Below are 23,759 nucleotides of genomic sequence, written 5' to 3' on the forward strand. Positions count from 1 at the left end.
CGGGATGCGACGGCACGAACAGGCGTTGAGTTTATCGAGGGCTGAAGACCGCGCCTTGGCGCGATCCGGCATGTGAGACGGGGGCCCGCGGCCGCACCCCGGGCATGGGCGTCCTCCCCAGGCCAGCGGGGTGCGAGGGAAGCGAGAACGCGTTCTTATCCCTTACCCGGCTCCCCTACCGCCCGACTCCACGATATATCCACGATTGGAGCGATCCAGCGCGAGGCTGTGATGGCAGTTGGTGTTGATCGCACCTAATCTTGATGATTAGCCTGATTAGCCGTGATTCAGCCCCTATTGTTCAGGCTATGAGCATCGGGAACCCCTCGCTGAGCAACATTCTCGCCCGGCGCGGCAGCCCTCAGGAGTTGCTCGCGGCCCTCGCCGAGTGGGGGATCCTGGTGGCCGTCCGCCCTGACCGCTCCGTGGTGCTGGGCACGAACCAGAACCGAGAACGTGTTCTGCTCGGGTACACCGGTCCGGCGGCCTACGCCCTGCATCGGGGCGGTCACACGCTCTCGCCCTGCGACGCCGACACCATCCTGGACATCCAGCGGGTCACCGGTGTCCGGGAGCTCGTGATCGACGCGGCCGGTCCGGCCGCGGCCGCAGTGCCCATCGACCACCTGCGGCGCTTCCTCGAAGAGCGCCGCGGCGGCGCGCACGCCCTGTTCGGCACGCGATCGTCCCCCGCTCCCTCCGCGTACGCCACGGGCGCCATGGCCACCGTGACCCGGACGGACACGGCACCGCCGCCACAGGCGAGCGTGCCGGCCCCGATCCCGCCGCTCTCCCCCGCCCCGGCCCGGCCGGCGCCCTCCCCGGCCCCGGCGACCTCGGTCCCCGCGTCCACGCCCCCCGTTCCCTGGGTCCCCGCCCCACGGCCCCACCTCTCCGGGGCGATGCAGGTCGTCGACCCCGGCTACCGCAGGACGAACCACCCGATCCTCCCCGCGCTCCGGGTGGCCCTCGCCGAGCTGCTCCGCGACTACCCGTCCGTCCACCACGTGTGGATCTCGGAGGCGCGGACGGTCTCCGGCTCGTGGGGGATCATGCTGGGGGTCAAGGTGCACGGGTACCCGGCGGACGACGTCGTCAAGGACCTGCACCGGCGGGTCCGCGCCCGGCTCCCGCAGCTCGCGGCGAGCGGGGCCCCGGTGCTCATGGCGCGGGTCGCCGACGCGAACACCGAGCGGCGGATGATCGAGATCGGCGCGCACGTGGTCTTCGCCGACACCACGGGCTGACCGGGCGGACCCCGCTCCGGCCGGTCCGCCGATCGCGTCCGCCGGCGTGCCGCTCATCGAGGCGCCGGTGCCCGCGTGCGCTCTCGGAACGGATGAGGCCGCCCCCGCCCGGATGGCGCGGCGGCCGCACGCCCGGCGGCACCGAGCGAGGGCGACGCATGCCCGGCGAACCAGGCGGACCGGCGCGTCCCGCTCCGGCCGACGCCGGCGCGCACACCCGAGTGACGGCGATCCCGGCGCGCGTTGCACCGGACAAACTAGGACTTTCGGACGGGCGCTCGCTCGGCTTCAATGGTCGCCATGATCTCCCCGGCGGCCCCTGACTCCCCCACCACGGTTCCCTTCCGCGTGCGCCTCGGGTACGCGGTGGGCTCGTTCTGCACGGCCAACTTCCTGACCATCCCGGGCCTGCTGCTCCTCTACTACATGACCGAGCTCCTCGCGGTACCCGCGTGGCTCGCCGGAATCGTCCTCTTCCTCCCTAAGGCGTGGGATCTGCTGCTCAACCCGCTGGTCGGCCAGTGGTCGGACCGCACCCGCTCGCGCTGGGGCCCGCGCCGGCCCTGGCTGCTCGCCGGCGCGGCCGTGCTCCCCGTGTCGTTCGCCGCGATGTTCGCCGGCCCGCCGCTCACCGGGACCGCGGCCGCCGCGTACGTGGGCGCGATGTTCCTCGTGGCGGCGACCGGTTACGCGCTCTACGAGGTGCCGTACAAGGCGATGCCGGCGGAGATGACCACCGGCTACCACGAGCGCACCCGGCTCCTCGAGTGGCGGATGATCTTCGTCGGCGTGTCCGTGGCGCTGAGCGGGATCGTCGCCCCGATGATCGCCGGGAATTCGCTCTCCGGCTACCGCCTCATGGGGATCGTCTTCGGCGCGATCCTGCTCGCCGCGATGCTCGGCTCGTTCTTCGGCACGGCCCGCGCGCCGTACGTCGGCCCGGAGACCACGGGGACGCTGCGGGCGCAGCTCGCCGCGCTCCGGTCGAGCCGGCCGTTCCTGCTGCTGCTCGGCTTCAGCTCGGCGCAGAACCTCGCGGTGGGGATCATGCTCGCCGGTGCCCCGTACTTCGCCGCGTACACGCTCGGCGACCCGGGCGGCACCAGCGCGGTGTTCGCCGCGCTCGTCGGGCCCATGCTCGTCACGAACCAGCTCTGGACCCGGGTGGCGCGCCGGCTCGACAAGCGCGGCGCCATGATCCTCGCCGGGGCGTTCCTCACCGTGGGCGGCCTGATGGTGATCGCCACGCCGGTGCTCGGCGCCGCGTACGCGTACCTGGCGGTGTTCCTCATCGGGCTCGGGTACGCCGGGGTCCAGCTCCTGCAGTACTCCATGCTCGCCGACGTGATCGCCCACGACTCCGCGGTCAGCGGGGAGCGCCGCGGCGGGGTCTTCACCGGCCTGTGGAACGCGATCGAGAACGCGATCTCCGCGCTCGGGGCGACCGTCTACGGCCTGGTGCTCGGCATCGGCGGCTTCATCTCCTCCGATCCGGCGACCCCCGTGGCGCAGCCGCACGGCGCCCTCGTCGCCGTGCTCGTCGGGGTGAGCGTGGTACCCGCCGTGATCGCGTTCACCGGCGTGCTGCTGACGCTCAAGTACGACCTGACCGCCGATCGGTTCACCGGGCTGCAGCCCGGCCGTCCGGCGGAGCGGCCCGCCGCACGGTGATATTGAACGTGACGAACGTGATCTAAGTGTTAATTGGAAGAAATTAGACATGTGAGAAAAATGTGTACAATAATGGCCCTTCCATCCAGGAGTCGCCCCCCACTGGAGGAAGGCTGTGAAGAGAGCGCTCGGACTCGCCGTGTCCCTCAGCGGAATCGCGATCCTCGCCCCGGCGGCACCGGCGCAGGCGGCGGTCCCCGACGAGTGCCGGGTGACCGCCGGCACCCCGCGCCTCGCCGCGGACGGGATGATCAAAGCGACCGGCACCCGGACGGGGTGCCAGGAGCCGGCGACGCTCCGGGTGCGCATCTGGAAGGTCCTCACCGGCCCGGACCGGGCGGTGAAGAGCGTCGTCTCCCCGCCCGGCGCCGGACGGCTCACCGCGTCGGTGCGCTGCGCCAACGGCGTCTTCTACACGACGGTCACCGACTCGCTCGGCCGCGTCGCCCGGTCGAAGGCGGTGCGGCTCTCCTGCACGACCGTGGGCACCGCCATCGAGAACGAGGTGGTGCGCCTCACCAACCTCGAGCGGGCCAAGGCGGGCTGCAAGCCGCTCGTCCACGACCGCCGGCTCCGGCAGGCCGCCTACGCCCACTCAGCCGACATGTCGGCCAGGAACTACTTCAGCCACACGTCCCTGGACGGGCGCACCTTCGTGGACCGGATCGAGGCGACCGGCTACCGGTACACGGCACTGGCCGAGAACATCGCCAAGGGACACCCCACGGCCCAGGCCGTGGTGCGCGGGTGGATGGACAGCCCAGGGCACCGCAGCAACATCCTGGACTGCCGCTTCACGCACATCGGCGTAGGATACGTCAAGGCCGGAGGCCCGTACTGGACCCAGACCTTCGGCCGGTCCTGACGGCCACGCCGCCGGGCGGACCACGACGGCGGTGATCACGCAGCCGTGCCCGGGAAGAACGACAGAATGACGCGATCTTCTGGACACTTCAGGTCACTCCGTCGGATACTCCAATCATGAGCGTTCCCCCGGTTCGTGCCTCGGACGGGGATCGCGACCGCGCGCTCAACGAGCTCCGCGACCGTGCCGCCGAGGGCCACCTTTCGATGGACACCTTCATCGGACGGGTGGAGATGGCGCTGCGGGCGAAGAGCCGGGGTGAACTCGACGAGCTGGTGGCCGATCTTCCCCAGCGCGGACGCTGGCGTAGGAAGATCACGGAGGCGGTCGCCTCGATCTCCGACCTCACCCACCGGATCGAGGCCGCGTGGCGCCGCCCGCGGCTGCCCAGGCTGGCCCTGCCCGCCGACGGCCGTACCCGGTACATCGTCGGCCGCGCGCCCACCTGCGACCTGGTGCTCACCGACCTCACGGTCTCGCGCGTCCACGCCGAGCTGCGCCGGGTCGACGGCACCTGGGTCGTGGTCGATCTCGGGTCGATGAACGGCACCAGGCTGAACGGGTGGCGGCTGCTCGGGCCGGCCACCGTGCGGCCGGGCGACGAGGTCGCGTTCGGCGACTGCGCCTTCCTGGTGACCATGCCCGCCGCCTGACGCGGCCCGTCCGCGTCGCGCAGCGCCGTCTCCTCAGGCGGCGCGCCGTCTCGTCACACAGGGCCGTCGGTCACCGAGGGAACGGCGTCACGCAGGGCTCGTCCGCGCAGGCAGCGCCTCGCTTCGCACAGAGCCCGACACAAGCCTGCCGGTCGCACAGCGCCCATCCGCCGCACAAGGCCGTCGGTCCTACAACGCAGGGCCCGTCCGCGCGATGCGGGCCCGTCCACGCCTTCGGACCCGCCGCCGCGGACGGGCTCCCGCCTGCGTTCCGGGCGGCGCAGCGGACGCCGAGAAAAGGGCGGCGCCGCCCACGGCGGCGCCGCCCGGTTCACGGACCCTCGAAGAAGCTCAGGCGTCCTCGTTCTTCAGCCAGCTCATCATCGGGCGGAGCTTGGCACCGGTCTTCTCGATCGGGTGCGCGGCGAGCTCCTCCCGGTACCGCTTGAACGAGGCCTGGCCGGAGTCGAACTCCTCGATCAGCTCGCGGACGAAGCTGCCGTCCTTGACCTGCTCGAGGATCTTGCGCATCGCCTGCTTGGTCTCGTCCGTGATGACCCGCGGGCCGCGGGTGTAGCCGCCGTACTCCGCGGTGTCGGAGACCGACCAGTACATCTTGCCGATGCCGCCCTCGTACATGAGGTCGACGATCAGCTTCATCTCGTGCAGGCACTCGAAGTAGGCGACCTCCGGCTGGTAGCCGGCCTCGATCAGGGTCTCGAACCCGGCCTTGATCAGCTCGGAGATGCCGCCGCACAGCACGGCCTGCTCGCCGAACAGGTCGGTCTCGGTCTCCTCCGCGAAGGTGGTCTTCAGCGCGCCGGCCCGCGTGCCGCCGATCGCCTTGGTGTACGACAGGACGAGCGGCCAGGCGTTGCCGGTCGCGTCGCGCTCGACGGCCACCAGGCACGGCACGCCACGGCCGGCCGTGAACTGACGGCGGACCAGGTGGCCGGGGCCCTTGGGCGCGACCATGGCCACGTCCACGCCCGCCGGTGGCTCGATCAGGCCGTAGCGGATGTTGAGGCCGTGCCCGAAGAAGAGCGCGTCGCCCTCGACGAGGTTCGGCGCGATGTGCTCGGCGTAGAGGCTGCGCTGGACGTGGTCCGGCGCGAGGATCATCACCAGGTCCGCCTCTTCGGCCGCCTCGGCCGGGGTGACCACGCGGAGCCCGTCGGCCTCGGCCCGCTCCCGGCTCTTGGAGCCCTCGGGCAGGCCGACCCGCACGTCCACGCCGGAGTCCCGCAGGCTCAGGGCGTGCGCGTGGCCCTGGCTGCCGTACCCGATGACGGCGACGTGGCGGCCCTGGATGATCGACAGATCGGCGTCGTCGTCGTAAAAGATCTCAGTCACATGCGTGCCTTTCGCGCTTGACGGTTGCTCGTCCGTACGGCTAGGCGCTGCGCTCGAGCGCGCGCAGCGAGCGGTCGGTGATGGACCGGGACCCACGGCCGATGGCCACCATGCCCGACTGCACGAGTTCCTTGATGCCGTACGGTTCGAGGACCCGGATGAACGCCTGCAGCTTGTCGCTCGTACCGGTGACCTCGATGGTCACCGCGTCCGTGGCCACATCGACGCAGCGCGCTCGGAACAGGTTTACCAGCTCCAGGACGTGCGAGCGGCTCTCCGCGTCGGCCCTGACCTTGATCAGCATCAGCTCGCGCTGGACCGACTGGGCCGGGTCCAGTTCAACGATCTTGATGATGTTGATCAGCTTGTTGAGCTGCTTGGTGACCTGCTCGAGCGGGTGGTCCTCCGCGTTGACGACGATCGTCATCCGGGAGATCTCCGGGTGCTCGGTCGGCCCCACGGCGAGCGACTCGATGTTGAACCCGCGGCGGCTGAACAGCGCGGCGACACGGGCCAGGACCCCCGGCTTGTTCTCGACCAGCACCGACAGTGTGTGATGGCTCATTGCGCCCTCTCCTTCGCGTGGGCCGGGTCGCCGCTTCCTCTCATTCCTCGCTCTCCCACTTCGGCGCCATGTCACGGGCGTACTTGATGTCGTCATTGCTGGTCCCGGCGGGCACCATCGGCCAGACCATGGCGTCCTCGTGGACGATGAAGTCGATCACGACCGGAACGTCGTTGATCTCCATGGCCTTGTTGATCACGGCGTCGACGTCCTCGGGCCGCTCGCACCGGAGGCCGACACAGCCGTACGCCTCGGCCAGCTTCACGAAGTCGGGGATGCGCTTGACCCGCTGCAGGCTGGTGTTCGAGTAGCGCTCATCGTAGAAGAGCGTCTGCCACTGGCGGACCATGCCCAGGTTGCCGTTGTTGATGAGCGCCACCTTGATCGGCACGCCCTCGATCGCGCAGGTGGCGAGCTCCTGGTTGGTCATCTGGAAGCAGCCGTCGCCGTCGATCGCCCACACCGTGGCGTCCGGCCTGCCGATCTTCGCGCCCATGGCCGCGGGGATCGCGAAGCCCATGGTGCCGGCGCCGCCGGAGTTGATGAACGACCCCGGGCGCTCGTGGCTGATGAACTGCGCCGCCCACATCTGGTGCTGGCCGACGCCGGCGACGTAGATCGCCTCAGAGCCGACGATCGCGCTCAGCCGCTCCATGACGTACTGCGGCGCGAGCGAGCCGTCGTCGTACTGCTCGTACCCGAGCGGGTAGCGCTTCTTGTAGCCGTTGAGCAGCTTCAGCCACTCGGTGTAGTCGCCCCGGCGGCCCTGGCTCTGCTCCTGCCGCACCGCCGCGATCAGCTCCTTGAGCACCTCCCGGCAGTCGCCGACGATCGGGACGTCGGCGTAGCGGTTCTTGGAGATCTCCGCCGGGTCGATGTCCGCGTGGATCACCTTCGCGTGCGGGGCGAAGCTGGACAGCTCACCGGTCACCCGGTCGTCGAACCGCGTGCCGAGCGCGATCAGCAGGTCGGACCGCTGCAGCGCGCCCACGGCCGAGACGCTGCCGTGCATGCCCGGCATCCCCATGTGCAGCGGGTGGCTGTCCGGGAACGTGCCGCGGGCCATGAGCGTGGTGACGACCGGGATGCCGGTCATCTCCACGAGCTGGCGGAGCTCCGCGGAGGCGCGGGCCTTGTGCACCCCGCCGCCGACGTAGAAGACGGGCCGCTTCGCCTCCATCATCAGCCGGGCCGCCTCCCGGATCTGCTTGGAGTGCGGCCGGGTGACCGGCCGGTAGCCGGGGAGCTGCATCACCGGCGGCCAGGAGAAGGTGGTGGTGGCCTGGAGGGCGTCCTTGGCGATGTCCACCAGCACCGGGCCGGGGCGGCCGGTGGAGGCGATGTGGAACGCCTCCGCGATGGTCCGCGGGATGTCGTCGGCGTTGGTGACGAGGAAGTTGTGCTTGGTGATCGGCATGGTGATGCCGGAGATGTCGGCCTCCTGGAAGGCATCGGTGCCGATCAGCTTGCTGGACACCTGCCCGGTGATCGCCACGATGGGCACGGAGTCCATGTAGGCGTCGGCGATCGGGGTGACGAGGTTCGTCGCGCCCGGGCCGCTCGTCGCCATGCAGACACCGACGCGGCCCGTCGCCTGCGCGTACCCCTCGGCCGCGTGACCGGCGCCCTGCTCGTGCCGGACGAGTACGTGCCGTACCTTGGTGGAGTCGTAAAGCGGGTCGTAAGCGGGAAGGATGGCACCGCCCGGGATCCCGAACACCGTGTCGACTCCGACGTGCTCGAGCGCCCGGACCAGGGCCTGAGCACCTGTCATCTGTTCGGTCATCGGCTCGTACCTCGTGGCTGAGCTGGGATTTCGCTGACATAAAAAATGCCCCGACCGCTTTGCGGATCTGGGGCGCGCAGCGCAGGACCGAGCACTTCGTCAGGCTGCGCGCCTGCGAAGTACTACGAGAATCCCACGCATCTGCATGGGACCAACGATAGACCGTCGAACGGCCGCCACGTCAAATCTTCGAACACTCATCTCACGATTTGAGACACCGAGGTGGACAACGGGCGGCACGGCGCTCTCCGCGCCGGTCGCGCGCCGGGGTCCGGCCGGCGTCGCGGCGGCGACCGATGGGCCGTACGGCACCGGCGGCTACGCGGTGCTCTGCAGGCCGATGCGCCGCAGGGAGTCGACGCGCCTGGCCGCCATCGGGCGGGAGACCAGGTAGCCCTGGCCGCGGGGGCAGCCCATCTCCCGCAGCAGCTCGAGCTGCTCCGGCCGCTCGATGCCCTCGGCGACCACGACCAGCCCGAGGTCGTGGCCGAGCCGCACGATCGTGCGGGTGAGCAGGGTAAGGGTCTCGTCGCGCCCCAGGCCGGAGACGAACGACGGGTCGATCTTGATCATGTCGACCGGGATCTGCCGCAGGGAGGCGAGCGAGGCGTACCCGGTCCCGAAGTCGTCGATCGCGAGCCGTACCCCGAGGGAGCGCAGCTCCGCGAGCTTCTTCATCGTCTCGTCCGCCCCGGCGACGAGCATCTCCTCGACCACCTCGAGGGTGAGCGCGCCGGGCGGCAGGCCGCTCTCCTCCAGGGCGCCGGCCACCTTCTCGACGAACCTGGGGTCGTTGATCTGCCGGGCGGACAGGTTCACCGACAGGCCGATGTCCCAGCCCGACTCGCGCCAGGCGACGACCTCCCGGCACGCCTCCCGGAGGATCCACTCGCTGAGCGAGACGATCACCCCGGTCTCCTCGGCGATGCCGAGGAACTTCTCCGGGGGGACGAAGGTGCTCCCCCGCCACCACCGGACCAGCGCCTCGACCGCGGTGACGTTGCAGGTCTCGAGGTCGACCACGGGCTGGTACTCGATGGTGAACTGCTTCTCCGCGACGGCGCGCTGGAGGTCCGAGGCGAGCTCGAGGCGCTGCAGCACGCTGGCGTGCATGTGGGTCGCGAAGATCTCGACACGGCGCCCGCCGAGCTCCTTGGCCCGGGACATGGCGACGTCGGCGTTGCGCAGCAGGTCCCCGGTGGACTGGCCGTCCTCGTCGAACGCGACCCCGACGCTCGCGGTGAGGGCGACGTCCCGGTCGGCCACCCGGAACGGCTCGGCCGACACCGCCCGGACGAGCCGCTCGGCGAGGTCGATGACCTGGGCGTCGCCGGGCTTGGTGCCCTCCACCAGGACGGCGAACTCGTCCCCGCCCCACCGGGCGAGCGTCGCCCCCGGCCCCACGGCCGAGCGGAGCCGCCGCGCCGCCTGGCCGAGCAGGTAGTCGCCGCTCGCGTGGCCGACGGAGTCGTTGACCGCGGTGAAACCGTCGAGGTCCACGAAGATCACCGCGGTACGGCCGGCCCGGTGGTCGAGCGCCTCCCGGACCCGCTCCTCGAAGTAGGAGCGGTTGGGCAGCCCGGTCACCCCGTCGTGGAAGGTCAGGTGGGTGACCTGGTTGCGCAGCGCCACCTGGTCGCTCAGGTCCCGGACGGTGATCAGGACGAGGTCGTCCCCGAGCACGTGCCGCGTGGCCACGGACTCGGTCGGCCGCCAGGTGCCGTCGGCCGCGCGGAAGCGGCAGCCGATCCGGCGGCTGCCGTGCGGCTCCACCCCGTCCTCGTCGGCGGCCATCCGCTGCAGGAGCTGCTGGACCGCGGGGACGTCCTCCGGGTGGAGGTAGTCGGCGATCGACGCGTTGACCAGGTCGGCGGGCCGGTGCCCGTAGGTGGCGACCCCCGCCACCTCCTTGATCACACCGTCGAGGTCGCAGACGAACATCAGGTCGCCGGTGGACTCGGCGAACTGCCGGAGCTGCCGGTCGCCCAGGTCGATCAGGTCGCGCATGCCCGCCGTCTCCACGAGCAGCACGAACAGCCGGCCGAGCAGGACGAGGACGATGGAGCCCTCGATCACCGGGAGCACCGGGTTGCCGCTCCCGCCGAGCGCGTACACCACGGTGGCGACCGTGGCCACCGCCGCCAGGAGGAGCGGCCCGGCCGCGCCGAGCGGGATCGGCGGCGGGCGCCTGCGCAGCGGCAGCGGGCCGGCCCATGGGGTGGCGGCGAGGACGACGAACATCGCGGGCGCGGCGAGCACCGCGGGCAGCGGCGGGACCTCACCGTCGAGCCGGGCCAGCGCGGTGGCGAACTCCCCCAGGGTGACCGCGGCGAGGACCCCCAGGCCCACCACGCCGACCAGCCGCCGCCGGGACGCGTGCAGCACGGCGGGCGCCACCGAGCTCGCGGAGAGCAGGCAGACGATCGAGGGGGCGAGCGTGACGAAGAACGTGCCCGCCTCCTCCGCCCGGGTGTAGGCGTGGCCGAGCAGGACCACCCAGAGCAGGCTGAGGACCGAGCCGGCGGCGAGGTAGGCGTCGATCGCCTGCCCGACCGGCCCCCTGGTGTACGCCGCCGGCCGCACCGAGACGCCGACGCCGATGGCGAGCAGCAACGACGCCACCGGCATGAGCAGGTCGGCGAAGGTGAGCACGAACGGCGTCCCCTCGGCCACCGGCCGGAGCAGGGTGCCGAGGATCCACATGACCGTACCGGAGGTGAGCCAGCGCCAGGCGCCGGGCGCCCGCCGGTCGGCGAACCGGGAGGAGGCGGCGAACAGGAGGGACACCGCCGCGGCCAGCCCGGCGGCGACCCCGGCGCCGGTGGTCACCGCCGAGGAGGCCTCACCGCCGGCCAGAGCGGCGCTGAGCCAGAGGACGCCGATCCCGGCCGCGGCGAGGAACGGGACGGCGCCGCGCCGCCGGCCTCCCCGCCCCGCGGACTCCGTGTCCGTCGTCTCTGACGGGCTGGCCGTGGCGTCGTCGCCATCGGTGGGGTGCGGTGTCACTGCCCCTCCCGTATCTCGACTCGGCCCAACTCTCCCCGGTCGTCAGTGTGCGCACAGCAGCTGATCACGATGCGGAACAACCGCCGAGTCGTCACCGATCTGATAACCGGCTGTGCACGATGAGTTCCACCGTACGCACCGCAGGTCACGGGGCAGCCACGTTCCGGAATCCTTCGCGGTGCGATCAGTAATGCCCGGTGATCATGTTATCGAGCGGCCGACCGGAGAGAAATCGGACGACCTGATCGCGCACGAGGGCGCGCATCCGCCGCCGCGACGCCGGAGTGCTGCCGGCGACGTGCGGGGTGATGAACACGCCGGGCGCGGTCCAGAGCGGGTGGCCGGGCGGGAGCGGCTCGATCGGCGCCACGTCGAGGGCGGCGAGCAGCCGGCCGCGGTTGAGCTCGGCGAGGAGCGCGTCGGCGTCGACGACCGAGCCCCGCGCGGCGTTGACCAGGAGGGCGCCGTCCTTCATCCGGGCGAGGAACTTCGCGTCGACCATGCCGGCCGTCTCGGCCGTGGCCGGGACGACCAGCACGACCACGTCGGCCCGCGGGAGCAGGTCGGGCAGCTCGTCCACGCCGTGCACGCCCTCGGCCTTCCGGGCGGTCCGCGCCACCCGGATGATCTCGACGTCGAACCCGGCGAGGCGGCGCTCCACCGCCTTGCCGATGGACCCGTACCCGACGATCAGGACGGTGGAGTCGGCGAGCGCGCGGGTGTGGTGGTAGTCCCACTTCTGGCGCGCCTGCGCGGCGGCGAAGTGGGGGAACTCCCGCAGCACCGCGATGATCGCGCCGACCACCCACTCGGCCGTCCCCGCGTCGTGCACGCCGCGCGCGTTGCAGAGCGTCACGCCCTCGGGCACGTGTGGGATGTAGGGGTCGACGCCGGCGGTCACGGTCTGGATCAGGCGCAGTCTCACCATCCGGCGGAGCAGTCCGGGGATGTCCGGCGGGGGGACGAGCGGGGGCACCCAGACCTCGACCTCCTCGGGCGCGCCGGGGAGCGGCCCGCGGCCGTCGTAGATCAGGCACTCGACCGGGGGGATCCCCTCCGGGAGATCGGAGAGCGTGTCGGCGATGTCCTGCGATGGAACCCAGATCTTCACGCCCACCAACCTAGGCCCCGCCGGCGGGAAGCAGGATGGAGGGGAGCAAGGAGGGCGTCATGACAGGTCACTGGGCCGAAGATCCATACCGGCCGGGCGGCGCGCCCGGTGCCGTACGGCGGGGACGCCACGGGCCGGTCCCCGGTCCGGGCGGGCGGCGGGCGCGCCCGTTCGCCGTGGTGGTCGCGCTGGTCGCCGTGCTCCTGCTGGGCGCCTGCACGGCCGCGCGGCAGGCCGAGGGGCCCGGCCCGGCGCCGCCGCGCTCCGCGTCCCCGGCCGCCGGTTCACCGGCCGGGCTGCCGGCCGCGCCCCGCGTGCTCGCCACCGGGCTCGCGGTGCCTTGGGGCATCGCGTTCCTGCCGGAGGGCGACGCGCTGGTGACCGAGCGGGACACGGCCCGCCTGCTGCGGATCACCCCGCAGGGGAAGGTCACCGAGGTCGGCGTGGTCGAGGGGGTGTCGCCGAGCGGTGAGGGCGGGCTGCTCGGGGTCGCGGTCTCCCCCACCTACCCCAGGGACCGCTTCATCTTCGTGTACGCCACCACGGACCGGGACAACCGGATCATCAGGTACCGCTACGACGGCCGGCTCGCCGACCCCGTCGCGATCGTGACGGGCATCCCCAAGGGCGGGATCCACAACGGCGGCCGGCTCGCCTTCGGCCCGGACGGCTACCTGTACGCCTCGACCGGCGATGCGGGCGAGGCGTGGACCGCGGCGAACCGGGACTCCCTCGGCGGGAAGATCCTCCGCATGACCATGGACGGCCGGCCGGCGCCGGGCAACCCCTTCGGCACGCTGGTCTGGTCGTACGGCCACCGCAACGTGCAGGGGATGGCCTGGGACGACGAGGGCCGCATGTACGCGACCGAGTTCGGCCAGAGCACCTTCGACGAGATCAACCTCATCGAGAAGGGCCGGAATCACGGCTGGCCGGAGGTCGAGGGGGTGGGTGACCGCGCCGGGTACGCCGACCCGATCGTCACCTGGTCCACCGATGAGGCGTCCCCGTCCGGGCTGGCGTACGCGAACGGGTCGCTGTGGGCGGCGTCGCTCCGCGGCGAGCGGCTCTGGCAGGTCCCGCTCACCGACTCCGGCCGGGTGGGCCGGCCCGTGGCGCACTTCACCGGCGAGTACGGCCGGCTGCGCGCGGTGGCCGTGGCCCCGGACGGCACGCTGTGGGTGAGCACGAGCAACCGCGACGGCCGCGGTTCGGTCCGCTCCGGCGACGACCGGATCCTGGTGATCCAGCCGTGACGCCGCGCTGATCAGCGGCAGGTCACGCCGGCCTTGGGCGGGTACACGGCCCGGAACACCCGCCGTTCGGCCACGGTGCCGCCGTCGCGGAGGATCCGGGTGACCGTGACGGTGACCCCGGGTCGGCCCGGCGTGGGGGTGCAACGGCGGCCGCTCCGCTCCACCGTGGGCGGGGCGCCGGTCACGCTGCGCACCGGTCCCTCGATCCGCACGTCGTACCGTTTGGTGCTCCAGAGCGTGATCCGCAGCGAGCGGGGGCCGGCGTCGGCCCAGACGAGCACGCCGTACGGGGAGTCGTTCCGCCAGCGGAGGTCCGGGGCGGGGTAGGCGACGGCGGCCTCGAGCATGAGCGGCGAGCCGGGGGCCTCGGGGGTGGTGTACTCGGCGATCTGCAGCCCGGCGCGGAGCGCGGCGTTGAGCATCGCGGTGGCGAACCGGGAGACGCCCGGCACGTCGCTCCCCGTCCGCCCGCCGGCCACGGTCGTGCTGGCCGGGCCGGTGAAGCCGGGGTCTCCGTCGCGCCGGCCGAGCACCGTGTTGAGCGAGAACGTCTCCCCGGGCCGCACGAGCACGCCGCTGACGCGGCGCGCCGCGGCCCGGATGTTGGCGGCCTCGGCCGGGTCCGGGCCGTACGCCAGGGTGAACCGGCCGATCTCCTCCTTGACCCCGAGCCGGAGCACCTCCTGGTCGGTGACCCGGGGCGGCCCGGCGGCGATGAGCACCCGGACCGTGCGCTCCCCGCGGTCGAGGGCGCGCACCACGTCGGCGGCGAGCCGTCCGGTGTCGATCCGCTTCCCCGGCCGCCCGCGGACGAGCACGGGCCTGCCGTCCCGCACGGTGAGGGAGGCGTCCCGGCCGGCCTCCGCGGACGGGATGAGGCGCCGCTCGAGGTCCGGGGCCGCGGCGGCGGCGTCGAAGACCGGGCGGAGCACGCCGCGGTCGGGCGTGAACCTGAGGTGCCGGGCGAGCTCGGCGGGCGGCAGGGTGACCGAGCCCCGCCCGTCGGTGAGCGTGAGCGGCGCGGCGACCGCCCGCTGCGCCCACGCCAGCGCGCGCCGCACCTCGGCCCGGCTCACCTGCGGCTCGGTCCGCCGGGGCCGGACGACCACCACCCGGCCCCGCAGGTAGGCGGCGACGAGGTCGGCGGCGACCCGCTCCCGGTCGATCCGCTCGCTCTCCCGCGGGTAGATCGGCACGGGGGTCACGCCGCGGAACACCACGCCGCCCTCCTGGCCGGGGTCCTCCAGCACGGCGGCGACCTTCAGCTCCACGGTGAGCGCGAGCCGGGAGCGGTCGACGGAGATCGCCGGCTCGATGTCCCGGCCGCCGGTGAGCGCGGCCCACACCTCGGCCGGGCTCGGGAACCCGGTCGGCGCCCGGGCCACGGTGGCCTCGGCGTCGAGGTCGATCCCGGCCTCCTGCGGTTTGACCAGGAGCCGCCGACCGCCCTCCTCGACGATGATCGGCTCCCGGGCCTTGGCGTACAGCCGCTCCCGGATCCGGTCGGCCGCCGCGGCGGCGCTGAGCCCGCCGAGGTCCACGTCGAGCACCCGGAAGCCCGGTGGGATCCGCCCGGCCATGAGCACGGCCGGCACCAGGTAGGCGAGCGCGAACACCGTGGCGATCCCGATGAGCCAGGCGCGGAGCGGGCGCCGCCTCGGCCCGGGCGCCGGGCGCGGCGCCGGGGTGATCCGCGGCTCGGCGCTCTTCTTCTCCTCCCGGGCGACCGGCCACGGCTCGATGCCGTCGGCGGGCGGCGGCACGGCGGGCCGCTCCGCGTCCTCCCGGGCGGGCGTGGGCGCGGGAACCGGCGGCGCGGCGTCGATCGGCTGCCCGGCGTCGATCGGCGCGACGCCGCGCGGGAGTGAGGCGTCGCCCGGCCGCACCGGGTGCTTATCCGGTGGCTTGGGGTCGGGGAGCGCGGCGAATTGATCGGTGGACGGCTCGGTGGGCGGTCCGGTGTTGCGCACGCCTCCGTCTCCTCCTGCTCACGGACGGCCACGGCCGGTCATGCGCTTTGCGGCATTTGCCACGAAAGTACACCGGCGCACGATGTCACCGCAGCCGGCCCGTCACCATCCGGTCTCCGCGACCGCGCCGCGGCGGCGCGTGCCTAGCCTTGGACGCCGAGCCGCTCCAGGATGAGCTGCCGGGCCCGGGCGGCGTCCGCCTTGCCGCGGCTCGCCTTCATCACGCCGCCGACCAGCGCGCCCACCGCGGCGATCTTGCCGCCGCGCACCTTCTCCGCCACCTCGGCGTTCTCGGCGATCACCTTGTCGATGAGCGCGAGCAGCTCGCCCTCGTCGCTCACCACCCGCAGGCCGCGCTTCTCCACCACCTCGTCGGGCTCACCCTCGCCGGCGAGCACGCCCTCGAGCACCTGGCGGGCGAGCTTGTCGTTGAGCGCCCCCGAGGCGACGAGCTCGGTCACCCGGGCGACCTGGGCGGGAGTGATCGGCAGATCGGCGAGCGCGACCCCCTGCTCGTTCGCCCGCCGGGCCAGCTCGCCCATCCACCACTTGCGCGCGTCGGCCGGCGGGGCCCCGGCCGCCACCGTGGCCTCGACCAGGTCGATGGCGTCGGCGTTCCGCATCGCGGCCATGTCGAGGTCGGAGCAGCCCCACTCCTGCTGCAGCCGCTTGCGGCGCACCGACGGGAGCTCGGGCAGCTCCGCCTTGAGCCGGGCGACCCACTCCGGGTCGGGCGCGATCGGCAGCAGGTCGGGCTCGGGGAAGTACCGGTAGTCCTCCGCCTGCTCCTTGGACCGGCCGGGCGTGGTCTGCCCGGTGTCCTCGTGGAAGTGGCGGGTCTCCTGGATCACCCGGCCGCCCGAGGCGAGGATCGCCGCCTGGCGCTCGATCTCACCCCGGACCGCCCGCTCCACGCTGCGGAGCGAGTTGAGGTTCTTCGTCTCGGTCCGGGTGCCCCACTCCGCCGCGCCGCGCGGCTTGAGGGAGACGTTCACGTCGCAGCGGAGCGAGCCCTGCTCCATGCGCACGTCGGAGACGCCGAGGGCCCGCATGAGCTCGCGCAGCTCGGCGACGTACGCCCGCGCCACCTCCGGGGCGAGCCGGTCCGCGTCCGGGATCGGCTTGGTGACGATCTCCACCAGCGGGATGCCCGCCCGGTTGTAGTCGACGACCGAGTAGTCCGCGCCGTGGATCCGGCCGGAGCCGCCGACGTGGGTGGACTTGCCGGTGTCCTCCTCGAGGTGGACCCGCTCGATCCCGATCCGGAAGGTCCGGCCCTCCACCTCGACGTCGAGGTACCCGTCGCTGCAGAGCGGCTCGTCGTACTGGCTGATCTGGTAGTTCTTCGGCATGTCCGGATAGAAGTAGTTCTTCCGGGCAAACCGACACCACGACGCGATCGAGCAGTTGAGCGCGAGACCGATCCGGATCGTCGACTCGATCGCCTTCTGGTTCGCCACCGGCAGCGAGCCCGGCAGGCCCAGGCAGACCGGGCAGACCTGGGTGTTCGGCGGGGCGCCGAAGGTCGTCGGGCAGCCGCAGAACATCTTCGACGCGGTGCCCAGCTCGACGTGCACCTCCAGCCCGAGCACCGGCTCGAAGCGCTCCAGCGCCTCGTCGTACGGCATCAGCGTGATGGTGTCAGCCATAGCGGAAACCTGGATTCTCCACGGTGTTCATCTATCGGTTCACCAGTGGCCGTCGCCCTCTGGCGATGTTCTGCGGCCGATCCGGAACGCCCGGCGGTCGCGCCCGGCCATCCTGACCGGCCGCCCTGCGATGCCTCCGGCGGTGCGCCGCCCGGCGGACCGCCGGCTCAGAGCGCGGGCGCCTTGGCGAGGAGCGGGCCGCCCCAGCGGCTCTCGAACGCCTTCTCCAGCGCGGCCGCGACCCGGTAGCACCGGTCGTCGGAGAGCACCGGCGCCATGATCTGCAGCCCGACCGGGAGGTCGTCCTCGTCGGCGAGGCCGCACGGCACCGAGATCGCGGCGTTCCCCGCGAGGTTGCTCGGGATCGTGCACAGGTCGGCGAGGTACATCGCCATCGGGTCGTCCACCCGCTCGCCGATGGGGAAGGCCGTGGTCGGCGTCGTCGGCGAGACCAGCACGTCGGCCTGCTGGAAGGCAGCCTCGAAGTCCCGCATGATCAACGTCCGGACCTTCTGGGCCTGCCCGTAGTAGGCGTCGTAGTAGCCGGACGAGAGCGCGTAGGTGCCGAGCATGATGCGCCGCTTGACCTCCGGGCCGAAGCCCGCGGCCCGGGTGAGCGCCATGACCTCCTCGGCGCTGCGGCTCCCGTCGTCACCGACCCGCAGGCCGTACCGCATCGCGTCGAACCGGGCGAGGTTGGACGAGCACTCGGACGGCGCGATCAGGTAGTACGCGGGCAGGGCGTAGGTGAACGCCGGGCAGGAGACCTCCACGATCTTCGCGCCGAGCGACTCGAGCAGCTCGACGGCCTCGGTGAACCGGGCGAGCACCCCCCGCTGGTAGCCCTCGCCGCCCTCGCCGCCGAGCTCCTTGACCACGCCGATCCGCACCCCGGACACGTCGGCCTGCCGGGCCGCCTCCACCACCGGCGGCACCGGGGCGTCGATCGAGGTGGAGTCGAGCGGGTCGTGGCCGGAGAACGCCTCGTGGAGCAGCGCGGCGTCGAGCACGGTGCGGGCGAACGGCCCCGGCGTGTCGAGCGAGGAGGCGAACGCGATCAGGCCGTACCGGGAGGACCCGCCGTAGGTCGGCTTCATCCCGACGATCCCGGTGACCGCGGCGGGCTGGCGGATCGAGCCGCCCGTGTCCGTCCCGGTGGCGAGCGGGACCTCGTACGCGGCGACCGCCGCCGACGACCCGCCGGACGAGCCGCCGGGGACCCGGGACGTGTCCCACGGGTTGCGGGTCGGGCCGTAGGCCGAGTTCTCGGTGGACGAGCCCATCGCGAACTCGTCGAGGTTGGTCTTGCCGATGATGACGAGCCCGGCCTCGCGGAGCCGGCGGGTCACGGTCGCGTCGTACGGCGGGCGCCAGCCCTCGAGGATCTTCGACCCCGCCGTGGTGGGCATGTCGACCGTGGTGAAGACGTCCTTGTGCGCGATCGGCACGCCGGCGAGCGGCCCGAGCCGCTCACCTCGGGCGATGCGCTCGTCCACGGCGCGGGCCTGCGCGAGCGCGGCCTCCGCGTCGACGTGGAGGAACGCGTGGATCTCGCCGTCGACCTCGGCGATGCGGTCGAGGTGGGCCTGGACGACCTCAACGGCGGAGACCTCGCGGGATGCGATAAGGCCGCCGAGTTCGGCGGCCGTCTTCTTGATCAGGCTCATGCCTCCTCCCCGAGGATCCGCGGGACTCGGAATCGGTTGTCCTCCACGGCGGGCGCCCCGGACAGCGCCTGCTCCGGTGTGAGGCCGGGCCGTACCTCATCGGGCCGGAACACGTTGGTCAGCGGAAGCGCGTGCGAGGAGGGCGGTATGTCGTCGGCCGCGACCTCGGAGACCCGGGCGACCGCGGCGACGATCTGATCGAGCTGCGCGGCGAAGTGGTCGAGCTCCTCGTCGGTGAGCGCCAGCCGGGAGAGCCGGGCGAGGTGAGCGACCTGATCGCGGGTTATGGCGGACATGAGTCGTCGAACCCGTTTCATGTGAAACGACGATGCGGACTCTCTCATCCTAGGCCCGTGCCCGAGCGCGGCCGACGGAACGGCGCGGCGGGTCAGGGTGAGGCGAGCCGGGCGCCGTCCCGCGGCCGGTCGAGGAACGCGCTGCTCAGCCGGGCGCGCAGCCAGACCGTGGCCTCGTCGGCCGCCATCGGCTCGGCGAGCCACCAGCCCTGGCCGGCCTGGCAGCCGAGCTTGCGCAGGCGCACCGCGATCTCGTGCGACTCCACGCCCTCGGCGACCGAGCGCAGCCCCAGCGAGCGGACCAGATCGACGATCGAGCGGACGATCCGTTCGTCCTCCCGGGACTCGGCGATCCGCCGGATGAACGAGCGGTCGATCTTCACCTCGGAGACCGGCAGCCGCTGGAGCCGTACCAGAGAGGAGTACCCGGTGCCGAAGTCGTCGAGCGCGAGCTCCACCCCGAGCCGGGCGAGGGTGCCGATCGTCTCCGCGGTGAAGGCCTGCTCGGTCATGAGGATGCGCTCGGTTACCTCGAGCTGGATCGCCCGCGCCGGCAGGCCCAGCTCGGCGAGCCCGGCCTCGAGCTGCTCGGGGAGGCCGGTGTCGAGCAGGTCCCGGGCGGAGACGTTCACCGAGACCGGCACCTCGAGGCCGTCGCGCCACCACCGCGCGGCCTGGTCGAGCGCGCGCCGCAGCACGATGTGGGTGAGCTCCCGCATGAGGTAGGACTGCTCGGCGAGCGGGACGAAGTCGGCGGGCGAGATCGGCCCGCGCTCCGGGTGCGACCAGCGGACCAGCGCCTCCATGCCCTCGACCCGGCCGTCGGCGAGGTTCACCTTGGGCTGGTAGTGGAGCTCGAGCTCGCCGGCGTCGATCGCCCGCCGCAGGTCGCCGAGGAGGCTGAGGCGCTCGGGCGAGTTGCGGTCCTTGCCCGGGACGTAGAACTCCACGCCCGTGCGGTTCTCCTTGGCCAGGTACATGGCCACGTCGGAACGTTGCAGCAGCAGCTCGAAGTCGGGCGCGTGGTCCGGGTAGAGCGCGATGCCGATCGACGCGTCCAGGTCGAAGGTCATCCCCTCGAGCCGCACCGGCTCGCTGAGCGCGACCCGGAGCCGGGAGGCGACCTCCTTGGCCGCCTGCGCGTCCCGGATGGACGGCAGGAGCACGGCGAACTCGTCGCCGCCGAGCCGGGCCACCATGTCGCCCGGCCGCACGCTGTGGGTGAGGCGGTAGGCGATGATCTGCAGCAGCCGGTCGCCCACCGGGTGCCCGAGCGTGTCGTTGACCTCCTTGAACCGGTCTAGGTCGAGCAGGAGCAGCCCCACCCGCTCGCCGTCCCGGGCCGCGGCGAGCGCCTCCTCGGTGCGCAGGATCAGCATCTTGCGGTTGGGCAGCCCGGTGAGGCCGTCGTGGGTCGCCTGGTGGTCCCGGCGGATGGAGAGCGAGGCGGTGAGGTACACCGCGGCGACCGGCATGACGAACAGCGGCACCAGGGCGGGGGAGTGCGCCATGACCACGGCGACCAGCGGGGCGAGGCCGAGCAGCGTGCCGTGGCCGAGCACCTGGGGGCCGAGCGAGGTCCGGAGCACCCGGGTGAACGGCCGCCTCTCGTGGAGCGCCACGGCGACGAACTCCAGCAGGGTGCGGACCGTGAAGTACGCGGCGCCGGCGAGCACGATCATCGGGATGTCCCCGCCGTCGGGCGTCCACGGCGCGCCAGGGCTGGGATGGATCCCGAACGCACCGAAGACGACTGACGCGGCCGTGCCCGCGAGCGTCGCCTGGGCGACGGCGAACATCACCTGCTGCCAGGACTGCCGGTGGACCAGCCCGCTGATGAACACCGCCGCGGTGTGGAGCAGCACGGTCATCGGCAGGCCGTAGTACATGAGCGCGGCGAAGGTGAACATCGAGGCCGTCGGCACCCGGCCGGTCTGCGGGGCCGAGGTGACCATGACCGGGCGTAACTCGCCCAGCACCGCGAAGGCGAGGAGGATCCACGGCAGCGGCTCCCGGGCGGCCTGGGTCAGCTCGCCCAGGCCGAGCCGGGTCTGCGCCACGGCGATCGCCACCAGGCCGGCCACGATCACCCCGGTGAGGTAGGTCCACAGGGGCGATCCGGGCCGGGGCCGCATATCGCGGGTTTCGGTCATCCGGGCGAGGCCGACCGGATCCCGGGGCTGTGCCGCGGCCTCGGCGGACGGCGTGAGCCAGCGCGGTAGCGCAAACGACATAAGGCTGCGAGAAGGTGTCATAGGTAAGAAACCTCCCAGGAGGTCACTATGGGAGGGTACGGCCTCCGGGCCACTTCCCGAAACCGGTTGCGCACCGTCAGTTACCGAGATTTCGCCCAATCCCGCCATTGGACCCGGTCCGTACGCAGAGCTGAAAGTTTCACCCGGACCGGACGGCCGCCCGTCCGGATTCCTGCGGTTTCGCCACGCCTCGCCCGCAGCCGCGCTTGAGGCCCTTCTGCACGCGACACCGGCTCCCTACCATCCGAGAGACCGGTTATGGGAGCGCTCCCACACTACTGGAACGGAGTGTCTCATGTCTCGAATAAGGCGCTTTTTGGCCACAGCGCTCGCCGCGGCCACCGCCGGCGTGGGGGCGATCGTCACCGCCATCGCCTCGGCCGGCCCCGCTCACGCCTATGACTCGCCCTTCTACGTGGACCCGCAGAGCAACGCGGCCAAGTGGGTGGCGGCCAACCCCAACGACCCCCGGACGCCGGTGATCCGGGACCGGATCGCCGCGGTGCCGACCGGCCGCTGGTTCGCCAACTACAACCCCTCGACCGTGCGCGCCGAGGTCGACGCGTACGTCGGCGCCGCGGCCGCGGCCGGGAAGATCCCGATCATGGTCGTGTACGCCATGCCGAACCGGGACTGCGGCGGGCCGAGCGCGGGCGGTGCCCCCAACCACACCGCCTACCGCGCCTGGATCGATGAGATCGCCGCCGGCCTCCGCAACCGCCCGGCCGTGATCATCCTGGAGCCGGACGCGCTCCCGATCATGACCAACTGCATGAGCCCCAGCGAGCAGGCCGAGGTCCAGGCCTCCATGGCGTACGCGGGCAAGAAGTTCAAGGCCGCCTCGTCGCAGGCGAAGGTCTACTTCGACGCCGGCCACGACGCCTGGGTCCCGGCGGACGAGATGGCCTCCCGCCTCAGGGGCGCCGACATCGCCAACAGCGCGGACGGCATCGCGCTCAACGTCTCCAACTACCGGTACACCTCGGGCCTGATCTCGTACGCCAAGAGCGTCCTCTCGGCGATCGGCGCGTCGCACCTGCGCGCGGTCATCGACACCAGCCGGAACGGCAACGGCCCGCTCGGCAGCGAGTGGTGCGACCCGCCGGGCCGCGCCACCGGCACCTGGAGCACCACGGACACCGGCGACCCGGCGATCGACGCCTTCCTGTGGATCAAGCCGCCGGGTGAGGCCGACGGGTGCATCGCCACGCCGGGTGTCTTCGTCCCGGACCGGGCCTACGAGCTCGCCATGAACGCGGCGCCGCCCACGTACAGCCCGTCGCCCACGCCGAGCAGCCCCTCCCCCTCGCCGTCCCAGAGCGACCCGGGTTCGCCCTCGCCGTCGCCGTCCCAGCCGCCGGCGGGCAAGGCGTGCGAGGCCACGTACGCGCTGGTCAACCAGTGGCCGGGCGGCTTCCAGGCCGAGGTGACCGTGAAGAACACCGGCTCCTCGCCGATCAACGGGTGGACCGTTCAGTGGACCCTGCCGAGCGGCCAGTCCATCACCCAGCTGTGGAACGGTGACCTGTCCACCAGCGGCTCGAACGTCACCGTCCGGAACGTGAGCTGGAACGGCAACGTGCCGGCCGGCGGCTCCACCTCGTTCGGCTTCCTCGGCTCGGGCACCGGCCAGCTCTCCTCCTCCATCACCTGCTCGGCGAGCTGATCTCGCGCTCAAGCCCGGCGCGTGCCGTACGCCGCCTCGCCGTACGGCACGCGCCGCTTCCTTTCTCCAGGGAGCACGTTCCCTCCTCCGGAGATCAGGAGTGGGGCCACCCTTTCGCGCTGATCAGCGGCGATGCAGGCGGGTGTGGTTCCCCGTGAGCCTGGCGGCGGCCGACCTGGGACACCAAGCTCGGCCGCCGATGGAGGTGGGTGACATCTCCATGACCTGGTGACGTCGTCGATCTGGAAGAGCGTCGATCCGGGAGACGGCGGAACTCACCGAGGGCTCGGAAAGCTCCCTCTGGGCACCGAATCCGAGGAGCCGGGCGGAGAAGTCAGGTCAGGCCGGGGCGTCGCGTATGAGTTGGCTCGAACATCCGTCGGCGTCGCGGCCTGTCCTCACCACGCCAGGTGGCGACTCCTGGTCGGGTACGTGCCACCACCGGCCGATATGCCGATTTGACAGGATGCCGCCACCTGCAATCCCGAACGTCCGCCACCCATCGGCACACGTAGGCGTCTGAACATGGGGCAGAAGGCGATCGCGCGTGGCCTCCCTCAAGGCGGACCCAGCCTGCGCCGCCTGTACAGGTTCAGCTCGTTCCGATTCGGCCGACCGGACCCGCCATCCATTCGCCATGCCCACCTAACGGCGGCTGAAGGAGCGTCATGCCGGACACTGGTAGCTGTGGCGACGACGAGCTGCGAGTGACCACGCTTATGCGCGTTGCCGTACTCCCGACC

At 72.2% G+C, this 23,759-nt stretch carries 15 protein-coding genes and 1 pseudogene; 6 read left to right on the forward strand and 10 right to left on the reverse strand.

All coding sequences use genetic code 11. The features are described from left to right. Positions 1-308: 308 nt before the first annotated feature. The 4 genes from TBIS_RS13945 (at position 309) to TBIS_RS13960 (ending at position 4,436) form a co-directional block, all read left to right on the forward strand. Positions 309-1,247, forward strand: a complete 939-nt coding sequence (locus TBIS_RS13945; RefSeq protein ID WP_013133047.1) for a hypothetical protein — start codon at positions 309-311, stop codon at positions 1,245-1,247. Positions 1,248-1,547: 300 nt separating this feature from the next. Then, positions 1,548-2,918 (forward strand): MFS transporter, encoded by a 1,371-nt coding sequence (locus TBIS_RS13950; protein WP_050760695.1) that lies wholly within the window; start codon positions 1,548-1,550, stop codon positions 2,916-2,918. A gap of 115 nt (positions 2,919-3,033) precedes the next feature. Continuing rightward, the gene (locus TBIS_RS19160) at positions 3,034-3,783 is read left to right on the forward strand and encodes a CAP domain-containing protein (protein WP_013133049.1); all 750 of its coding nucleotides are present in this window, start codon (positions 3,034-3,036) and stop codon (positions 3,781-3,783) included. Between the two features lie 116 nt (positions 3,784-3,899). Next, entirely contained in the window at positions 3,900-4,436 is a 537-nt protein-coding gene (locus tag TBIS_RS13960; RefSeq protein ID WP_013133050.1) for a DUF1707 and FHA domain-containing protein, read from the forward strand. 351 nt (positions 4,437-4,787) lie between these two features. Here TBIS_RS13960 and ilvC read toward each other — a convergent pair whose 3' ends face one another. From ilvC to TBIS_RS13985, 5 genes and pseudogenes are all read right to left on the reverse strand, one after another. Further along, on the reverse strand, positions 4,788-5,780 hold the full coding sequence (ilvC, locus tag TBIS_RS13965; protein WP_050760696.1) for a ketol-acid reductoisomerase: 993 nt from the start codon (positions 5,778-5,780) through the stop codon (positions 4,788-4,790). Positions 5,781-5,829: 49 nt separating this feature from the next. Continuing rightward, the gene (gene ilvN / locus TBIS_RS13970) at positions 5,830-6,354 is read right to left on the reverse strand and encodes an acetolactate synthase small subunit (RefSeq protein ID WP_013133052.1); all 525 of its coding nucleotides are present in this window, start codon (positions 6,352-6,354) and stop codon (positions 5,830-5,832) included. A gap of 40 nt (positions 6,355-6,394) precedes the next feature. Then, positions 6,395-8,158: pseudogene (locus TBIS_RS13975) on the reverse strand (acetolactate synthase large subunit); the annotation flags it as partial. 300 nt (positions 8,159-8,458) lie between these two features. After that, positions 8,459-11,146, reverse strand: coding sequence for a putative bifunctional diguanylate cyclase/phosphodiesterase (locus tag TBIS_RS13980; RefSeq protein ID WP_013133054.1), 2,688 nt, complete (start codon positions 11,144-11,146; stop codon positions 8,459-8,461). A gap of 184 nt (positions 11,147-11,330) precedes the next feature. Beyond that, entirely contained in the window at positions 11,331-12,257 is a 927-nt protein-coding gene (locus TBIS_RS13985; RefSeq protein WP_013133055.1) for a 2-hydroxyacid dehydrogenase, read from the reverse strand. A gap of 59 nt (positions 12,258-12,316) precedes the next feature. Between TBIS_RS13985 and TBIS_RS13990 the strand changes: the two genes are divergently transcribed. Next, positions 12,317-13,513, forward strand: coding sequence for a PQQ-dependent sugar dehydrogenase (locus tag TBIS_RS13990; protein ID WP_148231533.1), 1,197 nt, complete (start codon positions 12,317-12,319; stop codon positions 13,511-13,513). 11 nt (positions 13,514-13,524) lie between these two features. Here the strand turns inward: TBIS_RS13990 and TBIS_RS13995 are convergent, their stop codons facing one another. The 5 genes from TBIS_RS13995 to TBIS_RS14015 form a co-directional block, all read right to left on the reverse strand. Next, entirely contained in the window at positions 13,525-15,483 is a 1,959-nt protein-coding gene (locus TBIS_RS13995) for a VanW family protein (protein ID WP_013133057.1), read from the reverse strand. Between the two features lie 143 nt (positions 15,484-15,626). Continuing rightward, positions 15,627-17,132: an Asp-tRNA(Asn)/Glu-tRNA(Gln) amidotransferase subunit GatB gene (gene gatB, locus TBIS_RS14000; protein ID WP_013133058.1), complete on the reverse strand. Its 1,506-nt coding sequence runs from the start codon at positions 17,130-17,132 to the stop codon at positions 15,627-15,629. Positions 17,133-17,299: 167 nt separating this feature from the next. After that, on the reverse strand, positions 17,300-18,799 hold the full coding sequence (gene gatA / locus TBIS_RS14005; protein WP_013133059.1) for an Asp-tRNA(Asn)/Glu-tRNA(Gln) amidotransferase subunit GatA: 1,500 nt from the start codon (positions 18,797-18,799) through the stop codon (positions 17,300-17,302). Next, positions 18,796-19,095 carry an Asp-tRNA(Asn)/Glu-tRNA(Gln) amidotransferase subunit GatC gene (gene gatC / locus TBIS_RS14010; protein WP_013133060.1) on the reverse strand — a complete coding sequence of 100 codons (300 nt, stop codon included), beginning with the start codon at positions 19,093-19,095 and terminating at the stop codon, positions 18,796-18,798. Before gatC ends, gatA begins: the two co-directional genes overlap by 4 nt. A 92-nt stretch (positions 19,096-19,187) precedes the next feature. Beyond that, positions 19,188-21,248, reverse strand: a complete 2,061-nt coding sequence (locus TBIS_RS14015; protein ID WP_041432346.1) for a putative bifunctional diguanylate cyclase/phosphodiesterase — start codon at positions 21,246-21,248, stop codon at positions 19,188-19,190. Between the two features lie 397 nt (positions 21,249-21,645). Between TBIS_RS14015 and TBIS_RS14020 the strand changes: the two genes are divergently transcribed. Beyond that, a complete protein-coding gene (locus TBIS_RS14020; protein ID WP_013133062.1) occupies positions 21,646-23,016 on the forward strand; it encodes a glycoside hydrolase family 6 protein in 1,371 nt (456 codons plus the stop codon). The last annotated feature ends 743 nt before the right edge of the window (positions 23,017-23,759 follow it).

The sequence above is a fragment of the Thermobispora bispora DSM 43833 genome, assembly GCF_000092645.1.
In the GTDB taxonomy this organism is placed as follows: domain Bacteria; phylum Actinomycetota; class Actinomycetes; order Streptosporangiales; family Streptosporangiaceae; genus Thermobispora; species Thermobispora bispora.

Bases quoted from the DNA above. Each gene is read 5' to 3' on its own strand.
- ilvN (WP_013133052.1), bottom strand. From the start codon at position 6,354: ATGAGCCATCACACACTGTCGGTGCTGGTCGAGAACAAGCCGGGGGTC.
- TBIS_RS14020 (WP_013133062.1), top strand. From the start codon at position 21,646: ATGTCTCGAATAAGGCGCTTTTTGGCCACAGCGCTCGCCGCGGCCACC.
- gatB (WP_013133058.1), bottom strand. From the start codon at position 17,132: ATGGCTGACACCATCACGCTGATGCCGTACGACGAGGCGCTGGAGCGC.
- gatA (WP_013133059.1), bottom strand. From the start codon at position 18,799: ATGAGCCTGATCAAGAAGACGGCCGCCGAACTCGGCGGCCTTATCGCA.
- TBIS_RS13945 (WP_013133047.1), top strand. From the start codon at position 309: ATGAGCATCGGGAACCCCTCGCTGAGCAACATTCTCGCCCGGCGCGGC.
- TBIS_RS14015 (WP_041432346.1), bottom strand. From the start codon at position 21,248: ATGACCGAAACCCGCGATATGCGGCCCCGGCCCGGATCGCCCCTGTGG.
- TBIS_RS13990 (WP_148231533.1), top strand. From the start codon at position 12,317: ATGACAGGTCACTGGGCCGAAGATCCATACCGGCCGGGCGGCGCGCCC.
- TBIS_RS13950 (WP_050760695.1), top strand. From the start codon at position 1,548: ATGATCTCCCCGGCGGCCCCTGACTCCCCCACCACGGTTCCCTTCCGC.
- TBIS_RS13960 (WP_013133050.1), top strand. From the start codon at position 3,900: ATGAGCGTTCCCCCGGTTCGTGCCTCGGACGGGGATCGCGACCGCGCG.
- gatC (WP_013133060.1), bottom strand. From the start codon at position 19,095: ATGTCCGCCATAACCCGCGATCAGGTCGCTCACCTCGCCCGGCTCTCC.